Origin of the sequence: Algoriphagus mannitolivorans DSM 15301 (genome assembly GCF_000429425.1) — a bacterium.
Classification (GTDB): domain Bacteria; phylum Bacteroidota; class Bacteroidia; order Cytophagales; family Cyclobacteriaceae; genus Algoriphagus; species Algoriphagus mannitolivorans.
Window position 1 is genome coordinate 23,833 of record NZ_AUBV01000016.1, and the last position, 17,753, is coordinate 41,585.

20 protein-coding genes are annotated in these 17,753 nt (G+C 43.0%); 10 read left to right on the top strand and 10 right to left on the bottom strand.

Going from position 1 to position 17,753, the window contains the following annotated elements; genetic code table 11:
* Positions 1 to 163: 163 nt before the first annotated feature.
* Both G458_RS0115755 and ettA read right to left on the bottom strand, forming a co-directional pair.
* Complete coding sequence (locus tag G458_RS0115755) at positions 164 to 361, bottom strand: hypothetical protein (RefSeq protein WP_026952744.1); 198 nt, start codon at positions 359 to 361, stop codon at positions 164 to 166.
* A gap of 122 nt (positions 362 to 483) precedes the next feature.
* Positions 484 to 2,163 (bottom strand): energy-dependent translational throttle protein EttA, encoded by a 1,680-nt coding sequence (gene ettA, locus G458_RS0115760; protein ID WP_026952745.1) that lies wholly within the window; start codon positions 2,161 to 2,163, stop codon positions 484 to 486.
* A 132-nt stretch (positions 2,164 to 2,295) separates the two neighbouring features.
* Here ettA and G458_RS0115765 point away from each other — a divergent pair, with 132 nt between their 5' ends.
* Positions 2,296 to 3,546, top strand: coding sequence for a DUF349 domain-containing protein (locus G458_RS0115765; protein WP_026952746.1), 1,251 nt, complete (start codon positions 2,296 to 2,298; stop codon positions 3,544 to 3,546).
* Between the two features lie 70 nt (positions 3,547 to 3,616).
* The gene (locus G458_RS0115770) at positions 3,617 to 3,838 is read left to right on the top strand and encodes a DUF2795 domain-containing protein (RefSeq protein WP_026952747.1); all 222 of its coding nucleotides are present in this window, start codon (positions 3,617 to 3,619) and stop codon (positions 3,836 to 3,838) included.
* A gap of 45 nt (positions 3,839 to 3,883) precedes the next feature.
* Here the strand turns inward: G458_RS0115770 and G458_RS0115775 are convergent, their stop codons facing one another.
* From G458_RS0115775 to queA, 5 genes are all read right to left on the bottom strand, one after another.
* Positions 3,884 to 4,615, bottom strand: coding sequence for a LytR/AlgR family response regulator transcription factor (locus G458_RS0115775; RefSeq protein WP_026952748.1), 732 nt, complete (start codon positions 4,613 to 4,615; stop codon positions 3,884 to 3,886).
* Positions 4,612 to 5,625, bottom strand: a complete 1,014-nt coding sequence (locus G458_RS0115780) for a sensor histidine kinase (RefSeq protein WP_026952749.1) — start codon at positions 5,623 to 5,625, stop codon at positions 4,612 to 4,614. Before G458_RS0115780 ends, G458_RS0115775 begins: the two co-directional genes overlap by 4 nt.
* A 62-nt stretch (positions 5,626 to 5,687) precedes the next feature.
* Positions 5,688 to 6,542: a LiaF transmembrane domain-containing protein gene (locus G458_RS0115785; RefSeq protein ID WP_026952750.1), complete on the bottom strand. Its 855-nt coding sequence runs from the start codon at positions 6,540 to 6,542 to the stop codon at positions 5,688 to 5,690.
* Positions 6,543 to 6,668: 126 nt separating this feature from the next.
* A complete protein-coding gene (locus G458_RS0115790) occupies positions 6,669 to 7,355 on the bottom strand; it encodes a 2-C-methyl-D-erythritol 4-phosphate cytidylyltransferase (RefSeq protein ID WP_026952751.1) in 687 nt (228 codons plus the stop codon).
* A 109-nt stretch (positions 7,356 to 7,464) separates the two neighbouring features.
* Positions 7,465 to 8,514, bottom strand: a complete 1,050-nt coding sequence (gene queA / locus G458_RS0115795) for a tRNA preQ1(34) S-adenosylmethionine ribosyltransferase-isomerase QueA (protein ID WP_026952752.1) — start codon at positions 8,512 to 8,514, stop codon at positions 7,465 to 7,467.
* Between the two features lie 128 nt (positions 8,515 to 8,642).
* Here queA and G458_RS0115800 point away from each other — a divergent pair, with 128 nt between their 5' ends.
* Complete coding sequence (locus G458_RS0115800; protein WP_026952753.1) at positions 8,643 to 9,890, top strand: ABC transporter permease; 1,248 nt, start codon at positions 8,643 to 8,645, stop codon at positions 9,888 to 9,890.
* An 83-nt stretch (positions 9,891 to 9,973) separates the two neighbouring features.
* On the opposite strand, the gene recA is transcribed toward G458_RS0115800, so the two are convergent.
* Positions 9,974 to 11,002: a recombinase RecA gene (gene recA, locus G458_RS0115805; protein WP_026952754.1), complete on the bottom strand. Its 1,029-nt coding sequence runs from the start codon at positions 11,000 to 11,002 to the stop codon at positions 9,974 to 9,976.
* A gap of 179 nt (positions 11,003 to 11,181) precedes the next feature.
* On the opposite strand from recA, the gene G458_RS0115810 reads away from it, so the two are divergent.
* From G458_RS0115810 to G458_RS0115820, 3 genes are all read left to right on the top strand, one after another.
* Entirely contained in the window at positions 11,182 to 11,970 is a 789-nt protein-coding gene (locus G458_RS0115810; RefSeq protein ID WP_026952755.1) for a DUF3108 domain-containing protein, read from the top strand.
* 149 nt (positions 11,971 to 12,119) lie between these two features.
* Positions 12,120 to 12,809, top strand: coding sequence for a response regulator transcription factor (locus G458_RS0115815; RefSeq protein ID WP_026952756.1), 690 nt, complete (start codon positions 12,120 to 12,122; stop codon positions 12,807 to 12,809).
* Between the two features lie 3 nt (positions 12,810 to 12,812).
* Positions 12,813 to 13,868 (top strand): sensor histidine kinase, encoded by a 1,056-nt coding sequence (locus G458_RS0115820; protein WP_026952757.1) that lies wholly within the window; start codon positions 12,813 to 12,815, stop codon positions 13,866 to 13,868.
* Between the two features lie 25 nt (positions 13,869 to 13,893).
* Here G458_RS0115820 and G458_RS0115825 read toward each other — a convergent pair whose 3' ends face one another.
* Entirely contained in the window at positions 13,894 to 14,277 is a 384-nt protein-coding gene (locus tag G458_RS0115825) for a DUF3037 domain-containing protein (protein WP_026952758.1), read from the bottom strand.
* Complete coding sequence (locus G458_RS0115830) at positions 14,267 to 15,064, bottom strand: HipA family kinase (protein WP_026952759.1); 798 nt, start codon at positions 15,062 to 15,064, stop codon at positions 14,267 to 14,269. The genes G458_RS0115825 and G458_RS0115830 overlap by 11 nt, the downstream gene beginning before the upstream one ends.
* Before the next feature lie 154 nt (positions 15,065 to 15,218).
* On the opposite strand from G458_RS0115830, the gene G458_RS0115835 reads away from it, so the two are divergent.
* The 4 genes from G458_RS0115835 to rpsB all read left to right on the top strand — a co-directional run bounded on the left by G458_RS0115835 (position 15,219) and on the right by rpsB (position 17,747).
* Complete coding sequence (locus tag G458_RS0115835) at positions 15,219 to 15,929, top strand: RluA family pseudouridine synthase (RefSeq protein ID WP_026952760.1); 711 nt, start codon at positions 15,219 to 15,221, stop codon at positions 15,927 to 15,929.
* Positions 15,930 to 16,106: 177 nt separating this feature from the next.
* On the top strand, positions 16,107 to 16,550 hold the full coding sequence (gene rplM / locus G458_RS0115840) for a 50S ribosomal protein L13 (RefSeq protein WP_026952761.1): 444 nt from the start codon (positions 16,107 to 16,109) through the stop codon (positions 16,548 to 16,550).
* A 10-nt stretch (positions 16,551 to 16,560) separates the two neighbouring features.
* Positions 16,561 to 16,947, top strand: coding sequence for a 30S ribosomal protein S9 (rpsI, locus tag G458_RS0115845; protein ID WP_026952762.1), 387 nt, complete (start codon positions 16,561 to 16,563; stop codon positions 16,945 to 16,947).
* A 38-nt stretch (positions 16,948 to 16,985) separates the two neighbouring features.
* Positions 16,986 to 17,747 (top strand): 30S ribosomal protein S2, encoded by a 762-nt coding sequence (gene rpsB, locus G458_RS0115850; RefSeq protein ID WP_026952763.1) that lies wholly within the window; start codon positions 16,986 to 16,988, stop codon positions 17,745 to 17,747.
* The last annotated feature ends 6 nt before the right edge of the window (positions 17,748 to 17,753 follow it).

Below are 17,753 nucleotides of genomic sequence, written 5' to 3' on the forward strand. Positions count from 1 at the left end.
ATACAATATAAAAACATAGAAACCATAATAGGATTCGGATAATTTTTGCCTTCAGGCACAAGTCCCCTGTGCCACCACGAAAATCCACCAATCAAAAGCGAAGAAGTGAAAAGAACTGAATACATGACTAAAAGACTTTTATCTTTTTTTCCATAGAATCAAACTACTTCTTCCCTTTTTTAAGTCCACTCAAAAGCATTCCCCCTTGCCCGATTATCAATAAGACCATAGCAATTGCGGTAAAATTAGGAACCTTATTTCTTCCCTCCATCCAAAAACCGGAATGCCAAAGAGATAAACCACCGATCATTAGGGCAATCAGAATCATGGAAAGATGGAAATACAATCGGCGCTTGCTCATTCTAAAAAAAACTAATTTTAGAGTAATCACTCAAAATCTTGGTATAATAACAAAACCTCTCGAAGATTTCTCCTCGAGAGGTTTTTTTCAGCTTTCTGATTTTAGCCTTCTGACTTCCAAGCTTACTTCAGATTTTTATATCGAATCCTTTTCGGCGTCACATCGCCCAGCCTTTTCTTCTTGTTCTCTTCATAATCGGAGAAGTTACCTTCAAACCAAACTACTTGGGAATCTCCTTCAAAGGCCAGGATATGGGTACAGATTCTGTCCAAGAACCAACGATCGTGAGAAATGACTACTGCGCATCCTCCAAAGTTCTCCAAGGCTTCTTCCAAAGCCCGCAGGGTATTTACATCCAAGTCGTTAGTCGGTTCGTCCAAAAGCAGCAAGTTTCCGCCTTCTTTCAGCATCATCGCTAGGTGGACTCGGTTTCGCTCCCCACCTGAGAGTACCCCGACTTTCTTTTCCTGATCTGCTCCTGCAAAGTTAAACTTGGATACATAGGCTCTTGAATTCACCTCCTTGTTGCCCAGCTTCATCAGTTCATTTCCTCCGGAAATAATCTGGTAGACTGTTTTGTTGGGATCCAGGCCACCATGCTCTTGATCCACATAGGAGAGCTGAACTGTTTCCCCGACTTCAAAACTTCCTGCATCAGGCTTTTCTTGACCAGTGATCAGTTTAAACAAAGTACTTTTTCCGGCCCCGTTAGGTCCAATCACTCCTACAATACCCCCTTGCGGCAAAGAGAAGCTGAGGTTTTCGAACAACAGTTTGTCTCCATAAGCTTTGGACACACCATTGACTTCGATGACTTTGGCTCCCAACCTTGGTCCTGGAGGGATGAAAAGTTCCAGTTTGGCTTCTCTTTCTTTCGCTTCCTCGCCGACCAGTTTGTCGTAGGCGTTCAGACGGGCTTTCCCTTTGGATTGACGGGCTTTCGGAGACATCCGAATCCACTCCAATTCCCGCTCCAGTGTCTTCTGACGCTTGGATTCAGTTTTTTCCTCTTGCTTCAGGCGATTTTGCTTTTGCTCTAGCCAGGAAGAGTAATTTCCTTTCCATGGAATACCTTCTCCCCTATCCAATTCAAGAATCCATCCGGCCACATTATCCAAGAAGTATCTATCGTGGGTAACTGCGATGACCGTTCCTTTATAGTTTTGCAAGTGTTGCTCCAGCCAGTGCACAGATTCCGCATCGAGGTGGTTGGTAGGTTCGTCAAGCAAAAGGACATCCGGCTCCTGCAAAAGCAAGCGGCAAAGAGCCACCCGGCGTTTTTCACCTCCGGAAAGATGGGCTACACTTGCATCAGCTGGAGGGAGACGAAGTGCATCCATCGCCTTGTCCAGCATCACGTCCAGTTCCCAGGCATTGAGAGCGTCCAATTTTTCCTGAACTTCCCCTTGACGAAGAATAAGCTTATCCATCGCGTTTGGATCCTCCATGACAGCCGGATCCATGAACTTCTCATTGATTTCGTCGAATTCACGAAGCAAGCCTACGGTCTCAGCAACAGCTTCCTCCACGACTTCTTTGACCGTCTTGGTAGGATCCAACTTAGGTTCTTGCTCGAGCATTCCCACAGTGTAGCCCGGTGACCAGACCACTTCTCCGATAAACTCTTTGTCTATTCCGGCGATAATTTTCAGAAGGGAAGATTTACCGGAACCGTTTAGACCAAGGACGCCGATCTTAGCTCCGTAAAAAAATGAGAGATAAATATCTTTCAGCACTTTTTTCTGTGGGGGGTAGATTTTGGATACCCCGGCCATGGAAAAGATGATTTTTTCTGCACTCATGGGATGAATTTTTCTTGAAAATTTGCGTTAAACAGCAAAGATGCAAAAAAAGGCCTTTCTTAGGATAAGTGAGGGCTAATTGATTATTTTGCAGAAAATTGAAAACGACCACCTATAACCTATTGTAGTGTAATGGAGCATCCTTATGGATATATTAAAGACGGTAAAGTCTTTTTAAAAGGATTTTTAGGAAAGCCGGACCGAATCATCGGGGAAGTAAAAGAGGATGAAGCCTCAACCATCAGTTATTTCGAAGCCCGATTTGAACAAATCAAAGAAAAGGTCGAAAAGCTAAAAACCGATATTCAGGAAAACCAAAACAAGGGGTCTTTTTTGATGAAACTCATTCACCTGAGAGATTCTCTTTATGAGAGCGACGCCTTGGGTGACTTTATCCCTTTGATTGAAGACCTTAATCAGTCAGAAGAATACCTCAACGAAATCATTCAGGCCAATCGAGCCAAAAACCTCGAAGTGAAAAAAGCCTTGATTCTCGAAGCTGAGGAAATGAAGAATGATACGGACTGGAAAGAAACTGCTGAAAAATTCAAAGAATTGAAGCTTCGATGGATTAAAACCGGACCTGTGGACAAGGAGATTTCTGAGGAAATTGAAACCCAGTTCAACGATGCCGTCCAGACTTTCTTCGAAAATCGAAGACATTTTTACGAAGGTTTGGCTTTACAAGCAGAGGAAAATATCAAAGTCTATGAAGCCCTAGTCGTGCAGGCAAGGGAGGCTCATGATCTCCCCAATTCCAAAATGGCCTTCGAAATTTCCAAGCGGATTCAGAAAGAATGGAAAGAAGCCGGAAAAGTTCCTGCTGAAAAAAGACAACCCCTTTGGGATGAATTTTCGAGGCTTAACAACAGGATTTTCTCCCGATATAAAAGAGATCTGAATCCAGGTCCTCAGATGCATCCACGGGAGGTTCTCAAGAAAATTGAAGCCATGGTGGACGAGCTGAAGAAAATGGCCCATCAGCCTACCTCTCCGAGTTTGATCTCCAGAGCAAAGGCGATTCAGGAAGACTGGAAAAAACTTCCTGTCCGTAAACCGAAAGAAGCCAACCTTCCGGCAAGATCTTACCAATTTTTCATGGACATCATTTTCGAAAAGGCTTTTATCGAAAAGTTAGTCCACGGGAAATATCCTGATTTTGAATCCAAGGAACTTCAAGAACAAAACAAGATCAAATCAGCTTTACTGAAGGACTTACTGCACCGGGATCAAAGTGAATTGGAAACCATGCAGAGTAACTCTGATAACTTCCGCGTACAGACTCCAGACTTTGAAATGATGATGAAAAAGAAACTTTCAGGTCTAAAAAGAAAGGTCGACGTAAAAAATTATATTTTAAAACAACTTTCTCCTCGGCTTTGAGTAGAAACTACATAAAAAAAATTCACTATTCTTGCAATCTTAAAATCCGGAACTACTTAAAATTAACTCTATGTACTGGACACTTGAACTCGCTTCCTATCTCGAGGACGCCCCATGGCCTGCCACCAAAGATGAATTGATTGACTACGCGATCCGCTCGGGTGCTCCACTAGAAGTAGTGGAAAACCTTCAGGAGCTAGAAGATGATGGTGAGCCTTATGAGACCATTGAAGAAATTTGGCCGGACTATCCGACCAAGGATGATTTCTTCTTTAACGAAGACGAATACTAAAAAATAAGCCCCGATTCAACTCGGGGCTTTTTCATGTACCTCAGATTACATTCCGAGCACCTGCCGGAGTCGGGCATACCCTGTCTTGCTGACTGGAATTTTCTCCCCATTTTTCAGCTTGACCAAGTAGGAATCCCTCTCATAAGGTTCTATGCCTGTGACACCATTCAGATTGATCAAAAAAGACCGGTGGACTCTGGTGAATTTTCCCGGATCCAAGCTTTCCTCCAAGTGCTTCATGGTCATTTTTTTCAGAAATTTTCCCTCCGAAGTATGGATCCCGATATAATCATCCTCAGCCTCAAAGTAGGCAACCTCCTGAACCGGAATGATCTTGATGTCATTTTTTACCCTGACTACTAGGCGGTTACTTTTCTCAGCCAATAGCTGAAGTTCGGTTTCAGATTCGTATGGAGCTGTTTTTTCATTTTGACCCAAAAATCGCTCGATGGCTTGCTGAAACCGGGACTGTGAAAATGGCTTTAACAAATAATCCAAAGCCTTGGCATCAAAAGCTTTCAAGGCATATTGGTCAAAAGCGGTTGTGAAAATCACCGCTGGCGGCTCATCCAAGAGCTCCAGCATTTCAAAACCTGTAATTTTAGGCATTTGAACATCCAGAAATATCAAGTCCGGATTGTGCTGCTGGATGGCTTTCAGTCCCTGAAAACCGTCCTGACACACTTGTACAATTTCGAATTGAGGGAAATCCTGGAGGTATTCCCGGACAATTCCGGCTGCCAAAGGCTCATCATCGATTATTATGGTTTTTATCATTGCTGATATTGAGGGATTTTCAGGGTTACGGTAAACAAATTTTCTTGTGCACGGGTCTGAAGAAGATCTTTTCTCCCAAACAATAAATATAGTCTTCGCTCCACGGAGCTCAAGCCAAACCCGGTTCCTCCCGGCGCAGGGGCAGTGGGGTCAAATGGATTTTCCACCTGAACTATTGAATAAGGCCCCTCTTTTTTTCCAATGACTTTAATATTTACCTCTTCGGTGATTCCATAAAGCCCGTGTTTGATTGCGTTTTCGACCAGTGGCTGAATAAGTAATTGGGGAATTTTAGACTTTTCCAGCTCCTGTTCAATTTCAAAATCGATGCTCAGTCGATGCCCGAATCTTACCCGCTCGATTTCAAGGTACATTTTTAGGTAGTTCAATTCCTCCTCGAGGGTATTCCACGTTTTGGAGTCTTTTCGAATGGTTCCTCTCAGAAATTCAGAAAGCAAAAGCACCATTTCTCTGGCCTTTTTGGGCTCCGCCACTGCCAATGCGCTAATGGAATTAAGGCTATTGAAGAGAAAATGAGGCTGTAGCTGTTGTCGAAGCTGGGCCAGTTCCGCGTCCTTGGAGAGCTGCAGCATTTGAGCTTCACGCTTGTTGAGCTCTTCCTGGCGCTCCAGCTTGGAAACAATCAAAGCCAACAGCGCAACCATAAACTGAACCAAAGCGAACAGGATCAATCTCAAATTGGTGGAACTATCCAGAAAAAGCCAATAATCCTCTCGGTCTTCGTACCACCAAGCCAATAGAAACTTATGTGAATAAATCGCCAAGAAACTAAGCATAATCGGCACCAGAAAAACCAGAATCAGATTTTTCCCTTTGGGAGAAAAAAGACTGAAAACCCGATCGATGACCAATACTCCGCCAACAAAAATCAGGGAAAAGAAAAAGGAGTCCGTGAAAGCGATTTCCTTTTCCCAGCCCATATTCACCAACAAAAAGAAGCATCCCGAGAGCCAGATGATTCCGGCTCCGGGGATGATCCATTTTCCCATCTTGGGATTTGAAAATGCATTAAAAAGCAAGATTCGTGGTTTTAATAGTTGGTAAAAGGTCGTTAAAAGGATTTGATTTCCAAACCACCGAAGAGAATGGTTCCTTTCAGCACCACTACTTTGTTGGGGTCCACTCCACCTTCACGGAAATATCTTTTATCCTCCAATCCGGCGGCGATGTTGGTCACCTCTGTACGGATATCCCAGTGAGGAGGAACGATCATTTTCACCCCACCAAAGATGATGTCCACTTGGATGGTCACCACCCCATTGAAATCCACTTGGGTCAGGTCAAGATCAGCTCCCCCAAATGCGGCGGTAATCTTACCCCCCTGGAAATTCTTGGACATCATTTTCCGGGTCACCCCGCTGAAAATCGCATCAATATTCAACCGGTCAGCGAAAGATGTCCCGGTGGTGCGGGTAAAGCCTTGATCTTGGCTCGAGGTACCAGAAAACGCCCCAGCAGAGCCGGATTCCTCATCTACCACTTTGGCCTCCTCTACTGAAGAAGAAAAAGCACTGGAAGTTGACTTCTGATTTTTTTGCTTCTGGTCCCACTTAGATCGGAGATCATCCAAAATCTGGTTTTCCTTGCGCTTTTGAGTGATTAGATACACTCCCAATGCAATAAAACCCAAAGGCCAGACATATTGTCCTATACCCAAATCCAAGTCAAATTCATTGCGAAGCAAAAAGTAAGTACCCAGGAAAAGCATAATGGCACCGAAGAAACTTTTGAATTCGTGCTTGATCAGGGAAAAGAGACCGATCACGATCAAAATCATGGGCCAAGTCAGAATCCAACTTGGGATAAATAAGCCTAATTTTCTAAGCAGCAAAATCAAGCCTACACCTAGGAAGACAAATCCTATTGCGATACTGCCGTCATTGTTTTTTTGTTTGTAGGAGTTCATGGTCTTTTTGATAAAGTTGATGACCAAAAGTACTTTCCCTTCCTACTCTGAGAAATGAACAATAGGTCTCTTGGGGCAAAAAGTCGGTGAACAGGAACAAAAAGTCGGTGAATCTACAGTAGGATTTTAACCGACTTCGGATTTTCTGGAAATCAAAAACTCTGCGTATTCCAGGTCCTCCGGTGTGGTGATTTTGATATTCTCTGCATTTCCGGCGATCAAAGTCACCTGCCAGCCTTGATTTTCATAGACTGTGGCATCGTCGGTAAATTGAGGAATTTCCTCAGCTTGGAAAGCTTTCCTGATTTTTTCGATCTGAAAAGTCTGGGGAGTCTGTACGAGCCTGTAATTTTGCCTCTCCTTTGCAAAACTCTTCCCATCATCTGTCAACTTTCGAATGGAGTCCTTCATCGAGAGCACAGCCACTGCACTGCCTGTAATCGCTGCCTGCTCAAAACTTTCCTGGATTACCTCCTTTTTCACAAATGGCCTGACGCCGTCATGAATCGCCACTAATCCTGTATCAAAAGGAAGTGCATTCAATCCGTTTTTCACAGACTGAAATCTGGAATTCCCTCCTGCGATGACATGATGAGGAAGTTGAAAATGAAAGGACTCACAAATCTCTTTCCAGTAGGGGAAATCATCTTTGGGGAGCACCAAAATTAAGGCGATGGATGGGTCAACTTTATGAAAAGCCTCCAGCGTATGCATCAAGACAGGCTTTCCTCCGATCGGAAGATATTGCTTGGAAACAGGCCCACCCATTCGGGTTCCCCGTCCTCCAGCTACCAAAATCGCAGCTTTGTTCATATCTGACTTATTTAACTCAAAGGTATCACCTGTCTTCAATTCCACAATCTGTCTGACTTTATCAAAATATGAAGACACAAAAAAGCCCCGGATTCCGGGGCTAGATGATTTATAAAATCAGCATTGCATCTCCGTAGGAGAAGAAGCGATATTTTTCTTTTACTGCTTCCTTATAGGCTTTCATGATCAGGTCATATCCGCCAAATGCTGAAGCCGTCATCAAAAGTGTGGATTCAGGAAGGTGGAAATTAGTGATCAAAGCATTTGCAATCTTGAATTCGTAAGGAGGAATAATAAACTTATCCGTCCAGCCGCTGCTTGCTTTCAAGCGACCGTTTGCCGTTACAGATGATTCGACAGTCTTCAGGGAAGTAGTCCCTACTGCCACTACTCGTTTTTTGTTGTCCAGCGCTTCATTAACCAAGTCAACGGTTTTCTGAGGAATGTCATAGTTCTCAGAGTCCATTTTATGCTTAGTCAAATCTTCCACATCCACCTGACGGAAAGTACCCAAGCCCACATGAAGTGTGATCGGGGTTACCTCTACTCCTTTCAATTCCAATCTCTTCAGCAATTGTGGAGTAAAGTGCAATCCAGCAGTTGGAGCAGCAACGGCTCCTACATTTTTTGCAAAAACGGTTTGGTAACGGTCTCTATCTTCCGGTTCAATTTTTCTGTCGATAAATTCTTTCAACAGGGGCGTTTCACCTAAAGTATCGATGGTTTTGTGGAATTCTTCTTCGGTTCCGTCAAAAAGGAATCTGATGGTTCGTCCTCTGGAAGTAGTATTGTCAATTACTTCGGCTACCAAATCGCTGTCTCCAAAATAAAGTTTGTTGCCTACCCGGATTTTTCGGGCTGGATCTACCAAAACGTCCCAAAGACGAAGGTCAGGGTTCAGTTCACGAAGCAAGAAAACTTCGATTTTGGCCCCGGTCTTTTCTTTATTGCCATACAGTCTAGCAGGAAAAACTTTGGTATCGTTGGACACCAAGACATCTCCTTCATCGAAATAATCCAGAATGTCTTTGAAGCTTTTGTGTTCGATTTGACCAGTTTTCCGGTGAACAACCATCAAGCGGGATTCATCACGGTTCTCAGTCGGATAGAGGGCAATAAGTTTTTTTGGAACGTCAAATTTGAAATCAGATAATTTCATATGGGAGATTTAGAATTCTTTCTCTAGTTTGTATTATGCGTAATATTGCTTTAAAAAATGCAAAGTTAACAACAATAATGTCCAATTTCAGCTAACTTAACAAATTGTTTTAACCAACTATTCCTCTCATGCTCTTTTTCCGACTCACTTTGGAAAGCTTGCGGTTCGCTCTGAACGCCCTAAGAACCAACCTTACCCGCACTGTTTTATCTCTTTTGGGGGTAACAGTGGGGATTTTCGCCATTATCACGGTATTCACCTTGGTGGACTCACTGGAGAACAAAATCAAATCTTCCTTTGCCTTCCTTGGAACCAATGTAATGCGTGTGGATCGTTTTCCTTTTGCCTCAGGCCCTCAGGATTACCCATGGTGGAAGTATTTTAGGAGGCCTGCAGCCACTTTCGCTGAGTATAAATTTTTGGAATCGAAAGTCAAAAATGCTGAAGGGGTAACGATCTCTGCGTCCTCCACCACTACTGCCCAAGCGGGCAGCAATGCATTTGAAGGAATGGCTTTGACCGGAGTTGCGTATACCTACCAGGATGTTTACGAGGTAGCATTGGAGGAAGGTCGGTATTTTTCTGAAGCTGAAATCAATGCTTCCAGAAATTTGGCCATTCTCGGAAAAAAGATTGCCAATACATTATTCCCTAATCAGCCTCCCTTGGGACAAGAAGTGAAAATCAAAGGAATGAAATTCAGAGTGATCGGAATATTTGAGGAAGAAGGAGAAGGTTTTTTGGATTTACCTTCCAAGGATGAAGCTTGCTTGATTCCTTATGGGGCCTTTACCAAAATGTACTATACAGGGCGAAATGGCCTAGAGCCCACTATCGCACTTAAGGGAAAAGACGAAGATGTTGGGTTGGTAGCTTTGGAAAATGAACTAACAGGTCTTCTTCGGGCAAAAAGAGGCTTGAAACCCACACAAGAAGAAAATTTTGCGTTGAATAAAACTGAGTTTATCCAAAATGCCATCGGATCTATTTTCGATGTGATTTCAGTCGCCGGTTGGGTAATCGGTGGATTTTCGATCTTGGTTGGTGGGTTTGGAATTGCCAACATCATGTTCGTGTCAGTAAGGGAAAGGACCAATATTATTGGGATTCAAAAATCCCTTGGTGCAAAAAATTATTTCATTCTTTTCCAATTCCTTTTTGAGGCTATTTTCTTAAGTCTTATTGGAGGAGGAACAGGCATTTTGCTGGTTTTCTTCTTAAGTTTTGTTCCGATTGGAAGTCTTGATCTGGTGCTTTCCTTTGGAAATATCATCCTGGGAATAGGAGTTTCTTCTATTATTGGAGTGGTAGCTGGGATCGTTCCGGCGACGCTGGCTGCCAGACTGGATCCCGTGGAAGCGATCCGGACTGCATAAGGAATTCCGGTAGAAAGGTATAGAGACTAAAAAAGGCTGGTGAGATTACTCGCCAGCCTTTTCTGCTTTTTTTGAAAGAAGAATTAATCTTCCAAATCCACTTTTGGTTCGGTAGGCGTCAGGCCAGAAGCAGCTTTGATTTTGGTCTCCAATTCATCCATCAATTCCGGATTATCCAAAAGAAGGTTTTTAACCGCATCTCTACCTTGACCGAGTTTTTCGCCATTGTAGCTAAACCAAGATCCCGCCTTTTTGATGATTTCAAGTTCCACGCCCAAGTCTATCACTTCGCCAACTTTAGAAATACCTTGGCCATACATGATATCGAATTCTACCACTTTAAACGGAGGTGCAACTTTGTTTTTCACCACCTTCACTCGGGTACGGTTTCCTAATACATTATCAGCTCCCTCCTTGATTTGACCTACTCTTCTGATATCTAATCGAACAGAGGCATAGAATTTAAGGGCATTACCGCCGGTGGTAGTCTCTGGGTTGCCAAACATGACACCGATTTTCTCTCTCAACTGGTTGATAAAAATACAGGCACATCCAGTCTTATTGATTGCTCCAGTGAGTTTTCTCAATGCTTGGGACATCAATCTAGCCTGAAGACCCATTTTGCTTTCGCCCATTTCACCTTCCAATTCCCCTTTAGGAACCAAAGCCGCCACTGAGTCAATTACAATGATGTCGATAGCACCTGAACGGATCAGATGTTCTGCAATCTCCAAGGCTTGTTCCCCATTGTCAGGCTGGGAGATCAGGAGGTTTTCGGTATCTATTCCCAGCTTTTCTGCGTATGACTTATCAAAAGCATGTTCCGCATCAATAAATGCTGCCATGCCACCGGCTTTCTGGGCCTCAGCGATACAATGCATCGTTAAGGTCGTCTTACCTGAGGATTCAGGTCCATAGATTTCAATGACTCTACCACGCGGAATCCCTCCTACACCCAAAGCCATATCCAGCCCCAAGGAACCAGTAGAAATAGCCGGTATATCCTGGACTGTATTGTCACTGAGCTTCATCACTGTGCCTTTGCCATAAGCTTTTTCGAGCTTATCGATCGTCAGTTGAAGCGCTTTCAGTTTTTCAGCATTATTATTCATATAGTATGAAAGATTATAAAATTAGGATTAACGAAATTTACCAAATACCCGCCCATTCTCAATGGAAAAGTAGGATTGTTTTAGAATCCCAAATTTGTACTTTTATTTATCCAAACAGACCTTTTTTTCGTTTACCATTAGAAAAAAAATCGTTTTTGTCATTTATTGTCACAAATTCAATGAAGAAAGTCGTCCTGCTTATCCTTGGGCTATTTCTATGCTTCCCACTGGCATTCGGTCAAAAAGAAGCTAAAAACCAAGCTTTTACCTTTGGAGAAGAATTGATTTTCCAAGTAAGCTATGGCTGGCTTAATCTTGCAGAAGCCAGAATGCAAGTGGCAAAAAGACCAGTTCAAACCGGAGCCAAAACCCATTACAAGATTGACGCCTTTGGCAAAACCAAAGGAGCTGCCACCATTTTTGGTAAAGTCAATGATAATTGGGGAACCCATTTGGACACGAGCAGTCTATTGCCTTCTCTCTCTTATCGACATATCGAGGAGGGGAATTACAGAAAACATGAGCTGGTTCACTTTGATCAGGATAAAAAGGTAGCAAAAATGGAACTGTATGATCGGGACAACCGATCTGTTCAGGAAGTCAAAGAATTTGACCTTCCGGGGACAGTCCAGGATTTAGTCAGTGGATTTTACTTCTTAAGGACCATGGATCTGGCGAATCTCAAAAAAGGCCAAGAAATATTGATCACCGGATTTTTCGACAAAGAAATATATAACCTAAAATTAATATACGAGGGCACGGATGTCCTTCAAACCAGCTTAGGTAAAAAAGAAACCTATATTTTTTCCCCTAGAATGCCCAAAAACAAACTCTTTCGAGGTGAATTTCCGGTGAAAGTTTGGGTAACTAAGGATCAGAACAAAATTCCTGTTAAGATTAAGGCAAATCTCTTCATTGGTTCCCTAAACTTGGACATTGAATCTGCCAAGGGATTGAGAAATAATTGATTGGACAACTCTTTCAAAAAGTTAACATTCAGGTAACATTATCCTTGATTTTCGATTTTTTGCAGATTGAATTTACTTCTTGACCAATTAATGTTTGGTTTGGATCTTCAAATAATCACTATTTTTAACCAAACCTTTACAAAAACTCCATGGGTGATAAACAGAAAATCAAAGTTCTGGTCGTTGACGATGAATCAGACATTGTTGAAATTCTTAAGTACAACCTCCAAAAAGAAGGGTACGAGGTTGCCACAGCTGAGGATGGAATCAAGGGCGTGAAGACCGCCATTAAATTCCAACCAGATGTCATCCTTCTGGATATCATGATGCCAAATCAGGACGGCGTGGAGACTTGCCTTCAGCTCCGCCAGATCCCCGAACTCAAAAATACTTTTATCATCTTCCTGACAGCAAGGATGGAAGAATACTCAGAAGTGGCAGCATTTGACGTTGGAGCCGATGACTACATCACCAAGCCAATCAAGCCCAGAGCTTTGATGAGTCGGATTGCGGCACTTTTCCGAAGGGAAAGCAAAAAAGAACAAGAACAATCTCAAATTAAAATCCGGGATTTGATCATTGACCGGGGGAGTTATACCATTGATCAATCCGGGAAAACCATCACTCTTCCCAAGAAGGAATTTGAATTATTGTATTTTCTTGCCAAAAACCCTAATATGGTTTTCAGTAGGGATGAGTTGCTTCACAATATTTGGGGATCTGATGTGTTTGTTTTGGCAAGAACTGTGGACGTTCACATCCGGAAAGTCAGGGAAAAAATTGGAGAGGACTACATTTCTACGGTAAAAGGAGTAGGATACAAGTTCGATTTGGGATAATTGATGTTTACAGGATCCAGAGGGATATCTTTGATTTTGGCGGTGGCTATCTCCACTTTGGTGATGGCTTTTCTGTCACTTTTCCCTGCCACCACCTCCACCACTTTGTTGGGAGTATGGGTTTTGACTTTTTCTATTTCCTATCTTTTGATCACGATCACACTGGAGTTTTTGGTGTATCGGGAGATCGGTAATATTTATTCCCTTTTGGAGAAAATCCAAAAAAAGGAGTTGACTGAAATCCAGGACAAATCCATCAAATCCTCACTTTCTCCCCTTAAACGAATTAACGCTGTCATAAACTCCTACGCCAACGCACGTCAGCGGGAGATCGACACGCTACAAAAAAACGCAGAGTTTAGACGTGAATTTATCGCAGACATTTCACATGAGCTCAAAACCCCGATTTTTGCCACTCAAGGTTATATCCATACCCTCTTGGATGGAGCCATTGAGGACAAGCAGGTTCGAATGAAATTTCTAAAGCGTGCGGCCAAAAGTTTGGATTCTTTGGACATTCTAGTTCAGGATCTCCTTACGCTGAACCAAATGGAGAGCGGGGTAATCAAATTCAACTTCACAGAATTTGACTTGAAAGAACTTATTTTAGAAGTAATCGAAGAGCTGGAACACAAAGCTTCCAAAAGGGATGTGAAGATTATTTTTGAATTTGAAGCTGAGAGAAAATACAACACTCTCGCCGACCGCCAGAAGATTTACAGGGTCTGCCAAAACCTGATTTTTAATGCAGTGAAATACAATCACAATGGTGGTGAAGTGCGGGTTGGCTTGAAAATCCACAAATCCACCATCCAAGTGGAAATCAAAGACAACGGACATGGCATTCCACCGGAAGATTTAAAGCGGATTTTTGAGAGATTCTACCGGGTAGAAAAAAGCAGAAACAAAAAAGAAGGGGGAACGGGCCTTGGATTGGCTATTGTCAAGCATATTTTGGAAGGGCATAAAAGCAAGATTTCCGTCAGCTCCACTGTTGGAAAAGGATCTATTTTCAGCTTTTCACTTCCTTTGGAAAAAGACAAGAAAGCAGAGGCCTAATTTACTCAGGAAAATTATCGGAAAATCAAGCGACGTACTCCGCAAACAAATTTTCTAAGGTCCCCTCCAAATCTGCTGTCAAGCCTGTATGTGGTCTGGAAGTCTGCAACATTGAACTTCTCATTGCTGTCAACCATCGAAATCTAGAGGCAGCATCCTGGAGAGCGATAGGATTCCCCATCTTTTCCCCTCGGCAGATTTTCTCGAAAGACTCCAGATAACATGTAATGGTTTCTAAATCAACCTCGGGATCCAAGGCTAGCAACTTTGCCTCAGGAAGATAGATCTTACACGCTATCCAGTCCTTTTTCTTGCAACAGACCACTACGCCCACATTGACAAACTCCTCCCTTTCTACTCTGGGCACGATTCGAATCAAGGCATACTCAAATAGGTGCTTATCGGACATTTTTGGCTCCGTTTACAAATACTTCAGAATTCAAAAATCTTCTCCATAGAAACTCACGATAGACGTTTCTGGCTTCTTCCGCTGAATCCGTGTCTCTGGAAGTCAAAATCCATTCGTCGGGGATCATTTCCACAACCTCCCCAATCATTTCCTCGGTGATAAGGGATTTCATTTCTTCATCTACCCTCTCCAATTGAGTAGCTCTGGGAAGCAATACATGGTCTTTAATTATAGGAAAGGTACTTTTCACCTGATTTTCCCAGTTTTCCCAAGAATGTTGAAAAATCATAGAGGCCCCATGGTCTATCAGCCAGAGTTCACGGTTCCAGATTAGGAGATTGGTATTTCTGAAGGTCCGATCTACATTAGTGATCCATGCATCAAACCAGACCAAGCGGGAAGCCAAATACTCATCGGCTTGGGTAGCTCCTGGATCAAATGTCAAAGCTTTGGATAAAAAATGCAGACCGAGGTTGAGTCCCTGACTTCCTTTCAGCAAATCCTGGATTTCCTCATCTCCTTCAGATCTTCCAAAAGCCTCATCCAAATCTGCAAAAACCAGTTCAGGCACTTTGAAACCCAACTTTCTGGCCAACTCACCTCCTACCAGCTCTGCAATAAGAGCTTTCTCTCTTTGTCCTGCTCCTTTGAATTTAAGCACATAGCTAAACCCATCATCTGCTTCTGCTAAAGCCGGGAGGGAGCCACCTTCTCTCAAAGGCATCACATACCTGACGACCTGAACTCTTCTTAAGGCATGCAACGAGGAGGTGATTCTTTCTGACATTAGAGCTGACCAAGCTAAATACTCAGGCAAATTACATTTGAAATCGGAAAATCAGAATCCCGGAGAAAATTAACCGAACAACCTTTGAGGAAGAATTAACTTTTATCTTTTGAAATCCCTACCTTTGCCCGCTCTTTGAAGAGGCAGGAGATCCATGAAGAAAGTAGATTTTCAACATCTTATTCTATTTGAAAACGAGGATTACCTAGTAATCAACAAGCCGCCCTATCTATCGAGCTTAGACGACAGACATGAGGCGCAGAACATCCTGGACCTTGCCAAGATGCACACAGCAGATGCCCAGCTGTGCCATCGATTGGACAAGGAAACTTCCGGATGTCTGGTGATTGCCAAGAATCCAGAGGCCTACAGGCACTTGGCTATTCAGTTTGAAAATAGGGAAGTAGAAAAAGTCTACCACGCAGTCATTGATGGGATCAAGGATTTCCGGCAGGAGCTGGTAGATCGAAATCTCGTCGCGACAAACAAGGGAATCGCCAAAGTCAGTAAAGAAGGAAAGTCGGCACAGACCGTTTTCAACACCTTGAAAACCTACTATGCGCACACCTTGGTCGAATGCAAGCCGATAACAGGCCGTTTGCATCAGATCCGGGTACATTTGGCCTACTTAAAGTCCCCCATCTGCGGTGACACTTTATATGGAGGCAAGCCTTTGTTCCTTTCTTCACTCAAGCGCCGCTTCAATCTCAAAAAGGACACGGAAGAATTACCGATCATGCAGCGGGTGTCACTTCATGCTTTTTCAATTTCTTTCGAAGGAAGGGATGGAAAGCAGATTCAAGTGGAAGCCCCCTACCCCAAAGACTTTCAAGTTTTGGTGCAACAGTTGGAAAAAAACAGCTAAAGCACTCACTACTCGAAAGAGGTAAACCAAATTCCATTTTGAAATTTTCACTTAAGCAAGTGAAAATTAGGGATTAGGATTGGGAATAGTTTGCATGGAAAAAATAATACTTCTATCTTTGTGTCCCTTTTTGGGGTCGATAATTAATTAAAAAGCTAAAAATTAAACAGTTACACAGTGGATACTCTGAGCTATAAAACCATCTCAGCCAACAACTCCACCGTAGAAAAGCAATGGGTCATTGTGGATGCCCAGGCTGCAATTCTAGGTAGATTGGCGAGTGAGGTTGCAAAAATCTTGAGAGGAAAGACGAAGCCTAGCTTCACTCCTAACGTGGATTGCGGAGACAATGTCATCGTAATCAACGCAGACAAGGTAAGACTGACAGGTGACAAGTGGGATGCAAAAGTATATGTGCGCCACACCGGTTACCCAGGTGGACAGCGAATTTCTACACCTAAATTGTTGAAGCAGAAGTCTTCAGCAATCTTGGTAGAAAAGGCTGTAAGAGGCATGTTGCCTAAAAACAGATTGGGAAGAAAATTGTACGGAAACCTGTACGTATATGAAGGTGCTGAGCATCCTCATGCGGCACAGCAACCAAAAACCATTACCCTTTAAGTAGAAAAGCATGGAAACGATCAACAAAATCGGTAGAAGAAAAACCTCCGTAGCTCGTGTCTACATGACTCCGGGTAATGGAAAAATCACCGTAAATAACCAAGCCATTGAAGTTTACTTCCCTTTCGATTTGCATCAAATCGTCGTGAAGCAGCCTTTGACCCTTGTAGGGGTAGATGGTAGCTACGATGTACAAATCAATGTAGACGGTGGTGGTATCAAAGGACAAGCTGAAGCAGCCCGTATGGCAATCTCCAGAGCGCTTTGCGAATTCGATGCAGCTCACAGAGGTCCTTTGAAAAAAGAAGGCTTCCTTACTCGTGACCCTAGAATGGTAGAACGTAAGAAGCCAGGACGTAGAAAAGCAAGAAGAAGATTCCAGTTCTCCAAGCGTTAATCGGAACAATCTTCATTCAATAGAAAACAATTTCATTCATGTCAAAAATCGAATACAAAGACTTACTGGATGCTGGTGTTCACTTCGGACACTTGACGAGAAAGTGGGATCCAAGAATGGCTCCATATATTTTTATGGAGAAGAACGGTATCCACATTATCGACCTCAACAAAACGCTTGCTTGCCTCGAAGAAGCATCCAACGCAATCAAGCAAATCGTACGTTCCGGCAAAAAAGTAATGTTTGTCGCTACGAAAAAACAAGCCAAAGACTTAGTAGCTGCAGAAGCTCAGCGTCTGAATATGCCTTACGTGACCGAAAGATGGTTGGGTGGTATGTTGACCAACTTCGCAACTATCAGAAAGTCCTTGAAGAAAATGTCCTCCCTTGAGAAATTGATGAAGGAAGATTCTTACAAGAACTTGGCGAAGAAAGAGCGTCTGATGGTAAGCCGTCAGAAAGAAAAAATGGAATCCGTATTGGGCGGTATCGCTGACCTAAGCAGACTTCCAGCAGCTCTTTTCGTAGTGGATATCAAAAGAGAACATATTGCTATCGCTGAAGCTCAAAAATTAGGCATCCCAGTTTTCGCATTGGTAGATACCAACTCCAACCCTAACGAGGTGGATTTCCCAATCCCTGCAAACGATGATGCATTCAAGTCTGTGTCTTTGTTGGTAAAAGCTTTCGGAGCTGCCATCGAAGAAGGTCTTTCCGAAAGAAAGAAGGACAAGGACGATGCTAAACTTTCTGAAGAGGAAGAAGCAAAAAGAGCTGTGGACGCCGACACTCAAGACTAATCCACA